Source organism: Pseudomonas sp. GL-R-19 (assembly GCF_019956375.1).
Lineage (GTDB): Bacteria > Pseudomonadota > Gammaproteobacteria > Pseudomonadales > Pseudomonadaceae > Aquipseudomonas.
On sequence record NZ_JAHBDJ010000044.1, the window covers coordinates 258371 to 270723 of the forward strand.

At 60.8% G+C, this 12353-nt stretch carries 12 protein-coding genes; 7 read left to right on the plus strand and 5 right to left on the minus strand.

What is annotated here, in order from left to right; translation table 11 throughout:
• Positions 1–157 precede the first annotated feature (157 nt).
• From KGA83_RS21995 to KGA83_RS22015, 5 genes are all read left to right on the plus strand, one after another.
• Positions 158–1315: a D-alanyl-D-alanine carboxypeptidase family protein gene (locus KGA83_RS21995; RefSeq protein ID WP_108216342.1), complete on the plus strand. Its 1158-nt coding sequence runs from the start codon at positions 158–160 to the stop codon at positions 1313–1315.
• Positions 1316–1408: 93 nt separating this feature from the next.
• Positions 1409–1684, plus strand: coding sequence for a DUF493 domain-containing protein (locus KGA83_RS22000; protein WP_095941984.1), 276 nt, complete (start codon positions 1409–1411; stop codon positions 1682–1684).
• A complete protein-coding gene (gene lipB, locus KGA83_RS22005; protein ID WP_108216343.1) occupies positions 1684–2331 on the plus strand; it encodes a lipoyl(octanoyl) transferase LipB in 648 nt (215 codons plus the stop codon). Before KGA83_RS22000 ends, lipB begins: the two co-directional genes overlap by 1 nt.
• 25 nt (positions 2332–2356) lie before the next feature.
• A complete protein-coding gene (gene lipA / locus KGA83_RS22010; protein WP_162276382.1) occupies positions 2357–3355 on the plus strand; it encodes a lipoyl synthase in 999 nt (332 codons plus the stop codon).
• 172 nt (positions 3356–3527) lie between these two features.
• Positions 3528–4475 (plus strand): LD-carboxypeptidase, encoded by a 948-nt coding sequence (locus KGA83_RS22015; protein WP_108216344.1) that lies wholly within the window; start codon positions 3528–3530, stop codon positions 4473–4475.
• 95 nt (positions 4476–4570) lie between these two features.
• Here the strand turns inward: KGA83_RS22015 and KGA83_RS22020 are convergent, their stop codons facing one another.
• From KGA83_RS22020 to leuS, 5 genes are all read right to left on the minus strand, one after another.
• Positions 4571–5893: a lytic murein transglycosylase gene (locus tag KGA83_RS22020; protein ID WP_223530922.1), complete on the minus strand. Its 1323-nt coding sequence runs from the start codon at positions 5891–5893 to the stop codon at positions 4571–4573.
• A 62-nt stretch (positions 5894–5955) separates the two neighbouring features.
• Complete coding sequence (gene arfA / locus KGA83_RS22025) at positions 5956–6120, minus strand: alternative ribosome rescue factor ArfA (RefSeq protein WP_007990624.1); 165 nt, start codon at positions 6118–6120, stop codon at positions 5956–5958.
• Positions 6121–6329: 209 nt separating this feature from the next.
• Positions 6330–7367 (minus strand): DNA polymerase III subunit delta, encoded by a 1038-nt coding sequence (gene holA, locus KGA83_RS22030; RefSeq protein ID WP_108216346.1) that lies wholly within the window; start codon positions 7365–7367, stop codon positions 6330–6332.
• 39 nt (positions 7368–7406) lie between these two features.
• On the minus strand, positions 7407–8012 hold the full coding sequence (gene lptE / locus KGA83_RS22035; protein ID WP_108216347.1) for an LPS assembly lipoprotein LptE: 606 nt from the start codon (positions 8010–8012) through the stop codon (positions 7407–7409).
• A gap of 87 nt (positions 8013–8099) precedes the next feature.
• On the minus strand, positions 8100–10706 hold the full coding sequence (gene leuS, locus KGA83_RS22040; RefSeq protein WP_223530923.1) for a leucine--tRNA ligase: 2607 nt from the start codon (positions 10704–10706) through the stop codon (positions 8100–8102).
• A 281-nt stretch (positions 10707–10987) separates the two neighbouring features.
• Here leuS and KGA83_RS22045 point away from each other — a divergent pair, with 281 nt between their 5' ends.
• Positions 10988–11308, plus strand: coding sequence for a hypothetical protein (locus tag KGA83_RS22045; protein ID WP_108216349.1), 321 nt, complete (start codon positions 10988–10990; stop codon positions 11306–11308).
• A gap of 104 nt (positions 11309–11412) precedes the next feature.
• Complete coding sequence (locus KGA83_RS22050; protein WP_108216350.1) at positions 11413–12174, plus strand: YdcF family protein; 762 nt, start codon at positions 11413–11415, stop codon at positions 12172–12174.
• Positions 12175–12353 lie beyond the last annotated feature (179 nt).

Genomic DNA, 12353 nt, shown 5'->3' on the forward strand with positions numbered 1-12353 from the left:
ACCAGCGATTTGGGGGTGAATCAGGCTGTTGGCTCGTCGAAGAACAAAAGCCCGGCAAGGGTTACAGAGTGAGCAGCTGAACACGCGATGACTCGTTAGAAAGTCATCTGATTAGTTTTGCCCTTGGGCAGTTTCCATTAGCGATTTCGAGAGACGGATGAACATCACCACCTTTGCCAAACGCCTGTTCCTGTTAGTCCCGCTGCTCCTCTCACCTGCCGCGTTCGCGGTCGAGATGATGCCGTCGCCACCGCAACTGGCTGCCAAGGCCTACGTGCTCATGGATGCCAGCAGTGGCAACGTGCTGGTCGAGAACAATGGTGACCAGCGTCTGCCGCCGGCCAGCTTGACCAAGCTGATGACCGCGTACATCGCGACCCTGGAAATCCGTCGCGGCCAGATCGGCGAAAACGATCCGGTGACCGTCAGCGAGAACGCCTGGCGCACCGGCGGTTCGCGGATGTTCATCAAAGTGGGCTCGCAGGTCACCGTCAGCGACCTGCTGCACGGCATCATCATCCAGTCGGGCAACGACGCCAGCGTCGCGCTCTCCGAGCACATCGCCGGCAGCGAAGACGCTTTCGCCGACCTGATGAACAAGACCGTCGCCGACCTGGGCATGACCAACACCCACTTCATGAACCCGACCGGCCTGCCGAACCCTGAGCACTATTCGTCGGCTCACGACATGGCTGTGCTGGCCCGCGCGATCATCCACGAAGACCCGGCTCACTACGCGATCTACTCGCAGAAAGAGTTCTTCTGGAACGGCATCAAGCAACCGAACCGTAACCTGCTGCTGTGGCGCGACAAGACCGTCGACGGCCTGAAAACCGGTCACACCGACGAAGCCGGCTACTGCATGGTGTCTTCGGCCGTACGTGATGGCATGCGCCTGATCGCCGTGGTGTTCGGCACCAACAGCGAGGTGGCTCGTGCCGCAGAAACCCAGAAGCTGCTGACCTACGGTTTCCGCTTCTTCGAAACCCAGACCTTCTATCAGAAGGGCGCCGAACTGGCCCAGGCGCCGGTCTGGAAGGGTTCCACCAACCAGGTCAAGGCTGGCCTGGCTGAAGACCTGACCATGACCCTGCCCAAAGGCCAGCTGAAAAAGCTCGCTGCCAGCATGACCATGACCCCGCAACTGGTCGCGCCAATCGCCAAGGGCGACGTGATCGGTAAAGTCGAAGTGAAACTGGACGACAAGGTCGTGCACAGCGCTGATCTGATCGCTCTGGACGCTGTCGAGGAAGGTGGTATCTTCCGCCGCATGTGGGATAGCATCCGTCTATTCTTCTACGGCTTGTTCAACTGAATTTAGTGTGCACCTGCATGGCTCCGCGCTGATCTGGCGCGCAGCCATGCCCGTCGCCACGGCTTACGCTTACGCTTACGAGGCCGTTACGCCATGACCGATACCGAAGTAAAGGCGCCAAAGATCGAATTCCCTGCCAATGATTATCCGGTTAAGGTGATCAGCGACACCGGCGTGGGCAACAAGGACAGGATCATCGACATCGTTCGCAAGCATGCAACGATCAACGATGAGCGTGTTGACGAGCGCCAGAGCAGCAACGGCAAATACACCACCATCCAGTTGCACATCGTCGCGACCGACCAGGACCAGCTGTACAACATCAACAGCGAACTGCGGGCCACCGGTTTCGTGCACATGGTGTTGTGATGTCTGGCACGCTGGGCTTTCGCGAGCTCGGCCAGATGGCTTACGAGCCGGTCTGGCATGCCATGCAACGCTTCACCAACGAACGCGGCAGCGATGCCGCCGACGAGATCTGGCTGGTAGAGCATCCACCGGTGTTCACCCAGGGCCAGGCGGGCAAGGCTGAACATTTGCTGCTCCCCGGTGATATTCCAGTAGTGCAGGTCGATCGTGGTGGTCAGGTGACATACCACGGGCCTGGCCAGTTGGTGGCTTATCTGCTGCTGGACGTGCGCAAGCTCGGGTTTGGCGTGCGCGATCTGGTCAACCGGATGGAGCAGTGCCTGATCGAGCTGCTGGCCAGTTACGGCGTCACCGCCGTGGCCAAACCCGATGCACCGGGTGTCTACGTCGACGGGGCGAAAATCGCCTCGCTGGGTCTGCGGATCCGCCATGGCTGCTCCTTTCATGGCCTGGCCCTGAACGTGGACATGAACCTGGAACCGTTTCGACGGATTAATCCCTGCGGCTATGCCGGGCTGGCGATGACCCAGCTGAGCGATCACGCAGGATCGATTGAATTTGCCGAGGTAAGTGCCCGGCTGCGCGCGCAGCTCGTCAAACACCTCGACTATGCTGAGCAGACGACCCTGACGGGCGGAATCGACTGATATGACTACTGATGCAGTGCAAACCATGATCCCGACGCTCGATGTCACCGAGCGCCCGGCCCCGCGTCCCAAGGTAGAGGCCGGCGTCAAGCTGCGCGGCGCCGAAAAGGTTGCACGCATCCCGGTGAAGATCATTCCGACTACGGAATTGCCGAAAAAACCGGACTGGATTCGTGTCCGCATCCCGGTTTCACCGGAAGTCGACCGCATCAAGGCCTTGCTGCGCAAACACAAGCTGCACAGCGTGTGCGAAGAGGCTTCCTGCCCGAACCTGGGCGAGTGTTTCTCCGGCGGCACCGCGACCTTCATGATCATGGGCGACATCTGCACCCGTCGTTGCCCGTTCTGCGACGTCGGCCACGGCCGTCCGAAGCCACTGGACGTCAACGAACCGGAAAGCCTGGCCATCGCCATCGCCGACCTGAAACTCAAGTACGTTGTGATCACCTCGGTGGACCGTGATGACCTGCGTGACGGCGGTGCCCAGCACTTTGCCGACTGCATCCGCGAAATCCGCAAACTGTCGCCGAACGTCCAGCTCGAGACCCTGGTCCCGGACTACCGTGGCCGCATGGACATCGCCCTGGAAATCACCGCTGCCGAGCCACCGGATGTGTTCAACCACAACCTGGAAACCGTGCCGCGCCTGTACAAGGCTGCGCGTCCGGGCTCGGACTACCAGTGGTCGCTGACCCTGCTGCAACGTTTCAAGCAGATGATGCCGCACATTCCGACCAAATCCGGTTTGATGCTGGGCCTGGGCGAGACCGACGAAGAAGTCATCGAGGTCATGAAGCGCATGCGCGAACACGACATCGACATGCTGACCCTCGGCCAGTACCTGCAACCGTCCCGCAGCCACTTACCGGTGCAGCGCTTCGTGCACCCGGACACCTTCGCCTGGTTTGCCGAGGAAGGCTACAAGATGGGCTTCAAGAACGTGGCGTCCGGTCCGTTGGTACGTTCTTCGTATCACGCTGACGAGCAGGCCAAGCTGGTCAAGGCCGAGCTGATGTCGTCCTGATTCAGCGCTGTGAAAAGTGCCCGCAAGGTTTAATCGACCTTGCGGGCTTTTTTTGCCCGTCTGACAGTGATTTCGGCCCTTTCCTGCGGACGATGGGACGATTGATCCCCTTCTGTTTGTCGCCGTTCCTGACTAATGTGTGCTTGACGCTTCTACGCTGGGAGATCCATGGATGACCGCAAGACCTGACCCCACGCTCATGCCTCACACGCCTGTACCGGCGTTGCCGATGCAAGGGTTGATCGCCGTGATCGCGCCTGCCGGCCCTGCAGCGCTTGACACCGGCAAGGCCATCGCCTGGATGCGCGCACGTGGTTATTCGCTGCGGATATTTCCGGGGGTGTTCGAGAAGGATGGCTACCTCGCCGGCAGCGACGATATACGACTCAATGACCTGCACGCGGCGTTCACCGACCCGGAGGTCGATGCCATCATTTGCCTGCGTGGCGGTTACGGCACGCCTCGGTTGCTTGATCGCGTCGACTTTCAGTTGCTGCGCCACCACGCCAAGCCATTCATCGGCTACAGCGACATCACCGCGCTGCATTTGGCGATCAGCCGTTATGCGGGTTTTGTGACCTTCCATGGCCCGCTGCTCAACGCCGATCTGCTGGGTGAGCGGCTGCCACCTACCGAAACCTCTTTTTTCAATATGCTCAGTGGGCAATGCAGGGCCGGTAGTGTGCTCATGCATCCGATTGGCCGCCCGTTGACGACGATCGTACCGGGTGTCGCTCATGGGCGCCTGCTCGGTGGCAACCTGTCGATGATTGCCGCGACGATGGGTACGCCCTACCAGATCGATGCCGAGGGCGTCATTCTGTTCATCGAAGATATCAACGAGCCGCTGTATCGCATCGACCGGTTGCTGACCCATCTGCGTCTTGCGGGGACCCTGCACAAGCTGCGTGGGGTGCTGGTGGGGGACATCGCGGGAGTTGAGGTGGTCGCGCTGGAGCGCTTGCTCAAGCAGACGTTCGAGCCATTGCTGATTCCGGTGCTGTCCGGCTGGCGCAGTGGGCATTGCAACCCGAATCTGACGTTGCCGATGGGGGCGTTGGTGCGGCTGGATGCGGGGAACAAGGAATTGGTTTTGGAACAGGATGTGGTAATCAGATAAGTCGCGAATATCTTGAAAAGATCGCAGCCTGCGGCAGCTCCTACGGGGTTTTGTGTACACCCGTAGGAGCTGCCGCAGGCTGCGATCTTTTGCTTTTAGCGGTTACGCAAACCTTCCAGCAATTTGTGCGTCGGGTACCCATCCGCCGGCCAGCCAAACGACTGTTGGGCGCTGCGGATCGCCTTGCGCGTGTTGGCGCCAATGATCCCGTCGGCGGTGCCGGCATCGTAGTTTTGTGTGCTCAGCAGGTTTTGCAGCTCGATCCGCTCGGTACGGCTCAGTGGCAGGTCATCCTTTGGCCACGTGCCGCTGATCAGTCCCGCGCCATTGAAGCGTTCGGACAACAGGCTCACCCCCAAGGCGTAGGACGACGAGTTGTTGTACTTGAGGATCGCCCGGAAGTTATCGAGCACCAGGAACGCCGGTCCACGGTAACCGGCCGGCAGCAGCAAGGCCGCGGACAATTGCTCGGAGCCGGCCGGGACCTGCCCACCATTGGGCAGGGTAATTCCCAGTTGCCGCCATTCGGCGACGCTTCTGCGAGTCGTGCCGTCGGCCAGCAAGTAGTCGAACCCGCCTGGCAACTGCACTTCGAAGCCCCATGGCTGGCCTTTCTGCCAGCCTGAGCTTTGCAGGTAATGTGCGGTCGAGGCCAGGGCATCGGCCGAACTGCCCCAGATATCGCGGCGTCCGTCGCCATCGAAGTCCACGGCATGGGTGTTGTAGGTGGTCGGGATGAACTGGGTCTGGCCCATGGCGCCGGCCCAGGATCCGAGCATCTTCTCGGGTTCGATATCGCCTTGTTGCAGGATTTGCAGGGCGGCAATCAATTGTGCGTGGGCGAAAGCGGGGCGACGGCCTTCGTAGGCCAGGGTCGCCAGCGAGTTGATCACCGACTTGCTGCCCTGGAACTGGCCAAAGTTGCTTTCCATGCCCCACACGGCCACCAGCGCCTGACGATCAACGCCGTAACGCTGCTCGATGCTTTGCAGGATGTCGGCGTATTGGTTGACCAGCGACTGGCCTTTGCGTACCCGCAGCGGCGACAAGGCGCCGTCGAGGTATTCCCACACCGGTTTTGCGAATTCCGGTTGGCTGCGATCGGCACGAATCACACTGGGGTCGAAGCTGACATCGGCAAAAGCGCGATCGAACAGATCGGCGCGGATACCGGCGGCCAAGGCATCCTTGCGGAAACCCGCCTGCCATTCGGCGAAGGTCTGGGTGGGCGGGATGTCGAGGTTTTCACCGTTCGCAACCACAGGCGGAACAACCGCCGGGGAGGTGGCGACAGGGAGGGTCTGAAGCGGCTGGGCGTCGGCGGCGGTAGGTTTTTCCGCGCAGGCGACTAGCAAAACGAGGCTGGAGGCAGCAATCAATTGGCGCAAGTGCCAACGACGGGAAAGACAAAAGGGCATGCACGGGTCCAGGGAATACGGATCAGGTGCAGACCTTAACATGTTGAGCGGATGCTTGCCTTTCAGGCCGCCAGAAAGTAAGAAGCCTCCCAGCTGTCAGACTGGAAGGCTTCGCGGCGGTAGCTGCCTTTGCCCTTGGCGGGGCGTTCCTGGCGGCTGCGGAACAATGGCTGGGCGATGATGGATTTGGCCTTGTTGGGGCCATGCTTCGATGGCTTTTTGCTCATGGTGACTTCTCGCAAGTGAATGGATTTTGCGAGGCGAATCATCGGCCGAAGTTGAAAGGCTGTCCAGTCCCGATGTCTGTCTGAAAAAGCGCCGCTCTTTGTAGGAGCGAGCTTGCTCGCGAAGCACTTGAGGGCGCCGCGTTAAATCAGAACGTCTGCGTTATCGTTAACGACCTTCGCGAGCAAGCTCGCTCCTACAAGGTGCGGGGTTACTCAGCGGGCAGGGTCAGGCGCTGCCCAGCCATCAGCAACGTCAACCGGCTCAAACTCATCCACGGCGAACCGGCCGCCTGGCCTTTGATCTGCGCATCAATGCGTTGCGCTTCGAGCAGCAGTTGCGCCCAGCGTTGTGCCGAGTAGCGTTGCAAGGCCTTGCTCACCAACGGCTTGCGTTTGTCCCAGACCGGAGGCTTGGCCTGGCTGAAGGCCTTGTCCAGCGGCGTCCCCTGGCTGTATTGCAGCGAAATGTTGGCCAGCAGGCGCAACTCCCGGGCCAGGGCCCAGAGAATCACCGGCGGCTCGACGCCTTCACCGCGTAAGCCTTCGAGCATGCGCAACGCATGGGCCGCTTCACCATTGAGCACCGCATCGGTCAGGCCAAAGACGTCGAAGCGCGCACTGTCGGCCACCGCTGCCTGTACAGTTTCAACGGTGATCTGACCCCCCTCGGCCATCAGTTTGAGCTTTTCGATTTCCTGGGCGGCGGCCAGCAAATTGCCCTCGACCCGCGCCGCGATCAGCTCAACGGCGTCCTGGCTGGCAGAAAGCCCGGCCTGGGACAAACGTTGGCGGATCCAGCTTGGCAGCTGGGCGACATCGACTGGCCAGATCTGCACGAACTGGGTCTGTTGTCCTTCGACCAGCGCTTTGCCCCACTTGGTTTTCTGCGCGCTGCCATCGAGTTTCGGCAGGCTGATCAGCAGTACGGTGTCGTCAGCCGGGCGCGAGCAGTACTCGATCAGTGCGGCGGCACCTTTGTCGCCGGGTTTGCCGGAAGGCAAGCGCAGTTCCAGCAGGCGCTTTTCGGCGAACAGTGACATGCTGGCACCGGCTTGCAGCAACGTCCCCCAGTCGAAACTGGCGTCGGCGGCAAACACCTGGCGCTCATCGAATCCCTGCTGACGGGCGGTAGTGCGAACAGCGTCGGCCGCCTCCTGGCACAGCAACGGGTCATCGCCGCTGATGATGTAGACCGGCGCAAGGGCGCCTTGCAGGTGTTTGGCGAGTTGGGCGGGGGCGAGCTTCATAAGAGAGGGCGAACGGGGCGCCTGAGCACCCCGTAAGTCTTACTGCTGCGGCAGTTCGACAGGCGACTGACGCGGGGTATCCGCTTCAGCCTTCTTTGCCGCTTCCAGTGCTGCGGCATCAGCCTTGGCCTTGGCTTCGGCAGTCTGCTGCAACTGATCCAGTTGGCCAGGGCTCAGTTGTTGCAGGCGCAGCATCATGCGCTGAACCAGCTCGCGGCGGGCCTCTGTCCGGGCCGTTGCGGCTTCCTGGTCGGAACCCACCAGGTTGTTGCCGTCGTGCATGTAGATTTTCTGCACTTCAAGCTTGTCGCTCATCAGTGGCAGGTCACCGCGACCAAGGATGTCGTAGTTCAATACGGTGGTCACCTGGTACTCGCCAGCACGACCGGCACCAGCGTAGCTGAGGATACGTTGGCTTTCCTGCTCATTGGTCAGCACCAGTTTGTAAGGTGCGCCGTTAAAGACCTTGACGCCGCTGCCTTCCAGTGTCTGACGCAACTGGGTCACGGTTGGACCATAGGCGTTACGGGCGCTCAGGTCGAGTTCCTTGATCGCCAGTTCGTCGGTGCCGGTGCCGCGCAGCTGGAAACCGCAGGCGCTCAACAGAACCGCGAGGCCCATCACCAGCAGATTGCGTTTGATCATCTTGTTGCTCCCCTTGAAACCATGTGGGCCGATCAAGCGGCCCGAAAGGTTTTACTCGGCGCCAGGCTCACCTGGCGCCCGATCCAATTAGCTGGCGACGATATTGACCAGTTTCCCGGGCACTACGATCACTTTACGGATGGTCAGGCCGTCGACGAAGCGCAGGACGTTCTCGTTGGCGCGGGCGGCTGCTTCGACTTCTTCGCGGCTGGCACTGGCGGGCATTTCGATCTGGCCACGCAGCTTGCCGTTGACCTGGATGACGAGCGTCAGGCTGTCCTGCACCAGTGCGCTGTCGTCCTGCACCGGCCAACCGGCGTCGATCACAGGATCAGCGTGACCCAGTTGATTCCACAGTTCGTGGCTGATGTGCGGCGTGATCGGAGCCAGCAGCAGAGTCACGGTTTCCAGACCTTCGTGAATCAGTGCGCGATCCTGCCCGGTGCTTTGCGCGGCTTTTTCCAGCACGTTCATCAGCGTCATCACCTGGGCGATGGCGGTGTTGAATTTGTGGTTCTGGCCGACGTCCTGGCTGGCCTGCTTGATGGCCAGGTGGATCGAACGACGAACGGCTTTCTGCTCGTCATTCAGGCTGGCGACGTCCAGTTTGCCCGGCAGGCCGTGGGTGACGTGGGCTTGAGCCAGGCGCCAGACACGCTTGAGGAAACGGTGCGAACCTTCCACGCCGGAGTCAGACCATTCCGCGCTCATGTCAGGCGGCGAGGCGAACATCATGAACAGGCGGCAAGTGTCTGCACCGAACTGGTCGATCATCGACTGTGGGTCGACACCGTTGTTCTTCGACTTGGCCATCTTCTCGGTGCCGCCGATTTCCACCGGCAAGCCGTCAGCTTTCAACTTGGCGCTGATAACCTTGGCCTTGCTGTCACGCTCAAGCTCGACGTCCGCCGGGTTGAACCAGGTGTAAGCGCCATTGGCTTCGCGACGATAGTAAGTCTCGGCGATTACCATGCCCTGGGTCAGCAGGTTCTTGAACGGCTCGTTGGAGCTCACCAGGCCTTCGTCACGCATCAATTTGTGGAAGAAGCGCGCGTAGAGCAGGTGCAGGATCGCGTGTTCGATACCGCCGATGTACTGATCCACCGGCAGCCAGTGGTCGGCTGCGGATTTTTCCACGAGGCCACCTTCAAAGTGCGGCGAGGCGTAGCGGGCGTAGTACCACGACGACTCGACGAAGGTGTCCATGGTGTCGGTTTCACGCTTGGCAGGCTGGCCGCATTTAGGGCAGCTGCACTCGTAGAACTCAGGCATGCGCGCCAGTGGCGAGCCGGCGCCGTCCGGCACCACGTCTTCCGGCAGTACGACCGGCAATTGATCTTCCGGTACCGGCACATCACCGCAGGTGTTGCAGTGGATGATCGGGATCGGGCAGCCCCAGTAGCGCTGACGGCTGATGCCCCAGTCGCGCAGGCGGAACTGGGTGCGCGAGGCGCCCAGTTCTTTCTTGATCAGCGCGACTTCGATGGCGTCGAAGGCACCCGCGAAGTCGAGGCCGTCGAACTCGCCGGAATTGATCAGCGTGCCGTACTCGCCGTAGGCGTCTTGCCATGGCTGCGGGTTGCTATCGCCAGAACTGGTGCGCACGACCGATTTAACCGGCAGGTTGTACTTGTGGGCGAACTCGAAATCGCGCTCATCGTGGGCCGGAACCGCCATCACCGCGCCATCACCGTAGTGCATCAGCACATAGTTGGCGACCCATACCGGCAGTTTTTCGCCGGTCAGCGGGTGCTCGACGAACAGGCCGGTCGGCAGGCCTTTTTTCTCCTGGGTGGCGACGTCGGCTTCCGCCACGCTGCCGCCCTTGCATTCAGCGATGAACGCTTGCAGCTCAGGATTGTTCTGTGCAGCGAGGGTGGCGAGGTGGTGTTCGGCGGCCACGGCGACGTAGGTCGCTCCCATGAGAGTGTCCGGACGGGTGGTGAAGACTTTCAGCACGCCCGCTTCGCCGATGGAATCGACGTTGTACGGGAACTGCACTTCCATGCCGCGGGATTTGCCGATCCAGTTGCGCTGCATGGTCTTGACCTGTTCAGGCCAGCCCGGCAGGTCGTCGAGGCTCTCCAGCAGCTCATCCGCGTAGGCGGTGATCTTGAAGTAGTACATCGGGATTTCGCGCTTTTCGATCAGCGCGCCGGAACGCCAGCCGCGACCGTCGATCACTTGCTCGTTGGCCAGGACGGTCTGGTCGATCGGGTCCCAGTTCACGGTGCCGCTTTTTTTGTAAATCACACCTTTTTCGAACAGGCGGGTGAACAGCCATTGTTCCCAGCGGTAGTAATCGGGCTTGCAGGTGGTCACTTCGCGCGACCAGTCCACCGCCAGGCCCAGGCTGCGCAGCTGGGTCTTCATGTAGGCGATGTTTTCGTAGGTCCACTTGGCGGGCGCTACGTTGTTCTTCATCGCGGCGTTTTCCGCCGGCATGCCGAAGGCGTCCCAACCCATGGGTTGCAGAACGTTCTTGCCTTGCATGCGCTGGTAGCGGGAGATCACGTCGCCGATGGTGTAGTTGCGCACGTGCCCCATGTGTAGCTTGCCGCTGGGGTAAGGGAACATCGACAGGCAGTAGTAAGTCTCCTTGCCTGGCTGTTCACTGACTTCAAAGGACTTTTGCTCGTCCCAGAACGACTGGGCGGCGGCTTCGATTTCACGGGGCTGATATTGTTCGTGCATGGCTACTTTTGAACTGAATAGGGGTGGCCTAATCCTCTTCAATGCAACGCTGGACGGTGAACACGCCACATTGGCGTTTTCGAGGCCCAGCCGAGCTGGAAGTGGAGTTACAGGAAGCGCCGTAGCATACATGACCGCGCTCTACCGAGGGAAACCCTGATTGCTGCCGCACGTCCAGCAAAAACCGCTGCGAGGGCCGTTGGTCGCGGCGTTCAGCCGGTTTGTTCATGGAAGCTAAGCTCTAACTGGGGAGTAGGTCTTATCTTCCAATGAGGTGAGGGATGGTTGAGTCTCAGCAAAAAGCTACAAAACCGGAGCTGTACGAAAGGCTGATCGATCGTTTGGCCTTGGCCCTGGACGCGGCAAGAACCGCTGGCCGGTTGCGCGACGAACACCCTCTGGAACTGGAACTGCGTGGTCTGAGCCCCGCAGAGTTTGCACTGGTCAAGGCGTATCTGGATCGCAGTGAGCGTGAGACGCACGGATGCTTGTCAGAGGCGGTAAAGCAACTCGACGTACCACGTTCGGCCAAGATTATCTGGCTCAAGGACAAGGTTCCCGGCAGAGACGCGGTAAAGGTCCGGTCTTTCCAGTTCAAATAGGGCACAGAGCCTTGCTCCATGCATTTTTGAAATATAGTCCTTGCGTAATGATTGTCGCATTGCTCCAACCCACTTAGGCTTCGGGCATCTCCGGGAGATGCTCAATGCCTTTTCGTTATTTCGTAAAACAACTTCTTTTGCCACCCGGCATTCTATTGCTGCTGCTTTTGCTTGCCTGGTGGTTGCGCCGATCCAGGCCGAGGCTTGCCGGTGCGTGCTTTGCGCTGGGCCTGGGGGGCTTCTGGCTGATGAGCCTGCCGGTGGTGGTGCAGTGGAGTGCCGGCCTGCTCGAGCGGGAGCCACCGCTGGCCCGCGATGAATGGGCAGTCCTGGGGCAGCGCGCGGATGCGATCGTGGTCCTCGGCTCGGGGCGCGAACGCGGTGACGTGGCCTGGGGCGCCGACCAGCCCACGGGCGTCGGCCTGGAGCGCCAGCGCTTTGCCGCGCGGCTGGCCAAGGCTTCCGGCTTGCCGGTGCTGACCAGCGGCGGCTTGCATTACGGCACGCCACCCAGCGAGGCGCAGATGATGGCTGACTCCTTGGGCGATGATTTTGGCGTGAACGTGCGTTGGCAGGAAGGGCGCAGCCGCACGACCTGGGAAAATGCGCAGTTCAGCGCCGAAGTGCTGCTGCCACAGGGCGTCAAACGTGTGGTGCTCGTGACCCATGCCGCGCATATGCCACGAGCGGTCTGGAGTTTTCGCAAGGCCGGGTTTGAGGTGGTGCCGGCGCCGGTAGGGTTTCTGGGCGGCGACAACGCACGGCCACTGGGTGGCTGGATGCCGGAGTTCAAGGCGATCTGGCAGAACGGGCAATTGATGAACGAGGCGGTGGGGCAGATCGGTTATTCGTTGTTTTACCGATAAAGATCAAAAGATCGCAGCCTGCGGCAGCTCCTACAGTTGGAATGCAATCCCTGTAGGAGGGGCCGCCTCGTCTTCGACGCCGCGCTGTCGCGCAGCAAACTGAGGGAGCTAGAGTTGAAGAGCGTGCGCGGGGCAGAGACCGTCATTAGCACTGGTGTGACAGCACCCGAGTAGGAGAG

What these genes read in the sequence shown, in the direction of transcription:
- lipA (WP_162276382.1), top strand. Translation starts at nt 2,357, where the DNA reads ATGATCCCGACGCTCGATGTCACCGAGCGCCCGGCCCCGCGTCCCAAG.
- KGA83_RS21995 (WP_108216342.1), top strand. Translation starts at nt 158, where the DNA reads ATGAACATCACCACCTTTGCCAAACGCCTGTTCCTGTTAGTCCCGCTG.
- KGA83_RS22000 (WP_095941984.1), top strand. Translation starts at nt 1,409, where the DNA reads ATGACCGATACCGAAGTAAAGGCGCCAAAGATCGAATTCCCTGCCAAT.
- lipB (WP_108216343.1), top strand. Translation starts at nt 1,684, where the DNA reads ATGTCTGGCACGCTGGGCTTTCGCGAGCTCGGCCAGATGGCTTACGAG.
- arfA (WP_007990624.1), bottom strand. Translation starts at nt 6,120, where the DNA reads ATGAGCAAAAAGCCATCGAAGCATGGCCCCAACAAGGCCAAATCCATC.
- KGA83_RS22050 (WP_108216350.1), top strand. Translation starts at nt 11,413, where the DNA reads ATGCCTTTTCGTTATTTCGTAAAACAACTTCTTTTGCCACCCGGCATT.
- KGA83_RS22045 (WP_108216349.1), top strand. Translation starts at nt 10,988, where the DNA reads ATGGTTGAGTCTCAGCAAAAAGCTACAAAACCGGAGCTGTACGAAAGG.
- lptE (WP_108216347.1), bottom strand. Translation starts at nt 8,012, where the DNA reads ATGATCAAACGCAATCTGCTGGTGATGGGCCTCGCGGTTCTGTTGAGC.
- leuS (WP_223530923.1), bottom strand. Translation starts at nt 10,706, where the DNA reads ATGCACGAACAATATCAGCCCCGTGAAATCGAAGCCGCCGCCCAGTCG.
- holA (WP_108216346.1), bottom strand. Translation starts at nt 7,367, where the DNA reads ATGAAGCTCGCCCCCGCCCAACTCGCCAAACACCTGCAAGGCGCCCTT.
- KGA83_RS22015 (WP_108216344.1), top strand. Translation starts at nt 3,528, where the DNA reads ATGACCGCAAGACCTGACCCCACGCTCATGCCTCACACGCCTGTACCG.
- KGA83_RS22020 (WP_223530922.1), bottom strand. Translation starts at nt 5,893, where the DNA reads ATGCCCTTTTGTCTTTCCCGTCGTTGGCACTTGCGCCAATTGATTGCT.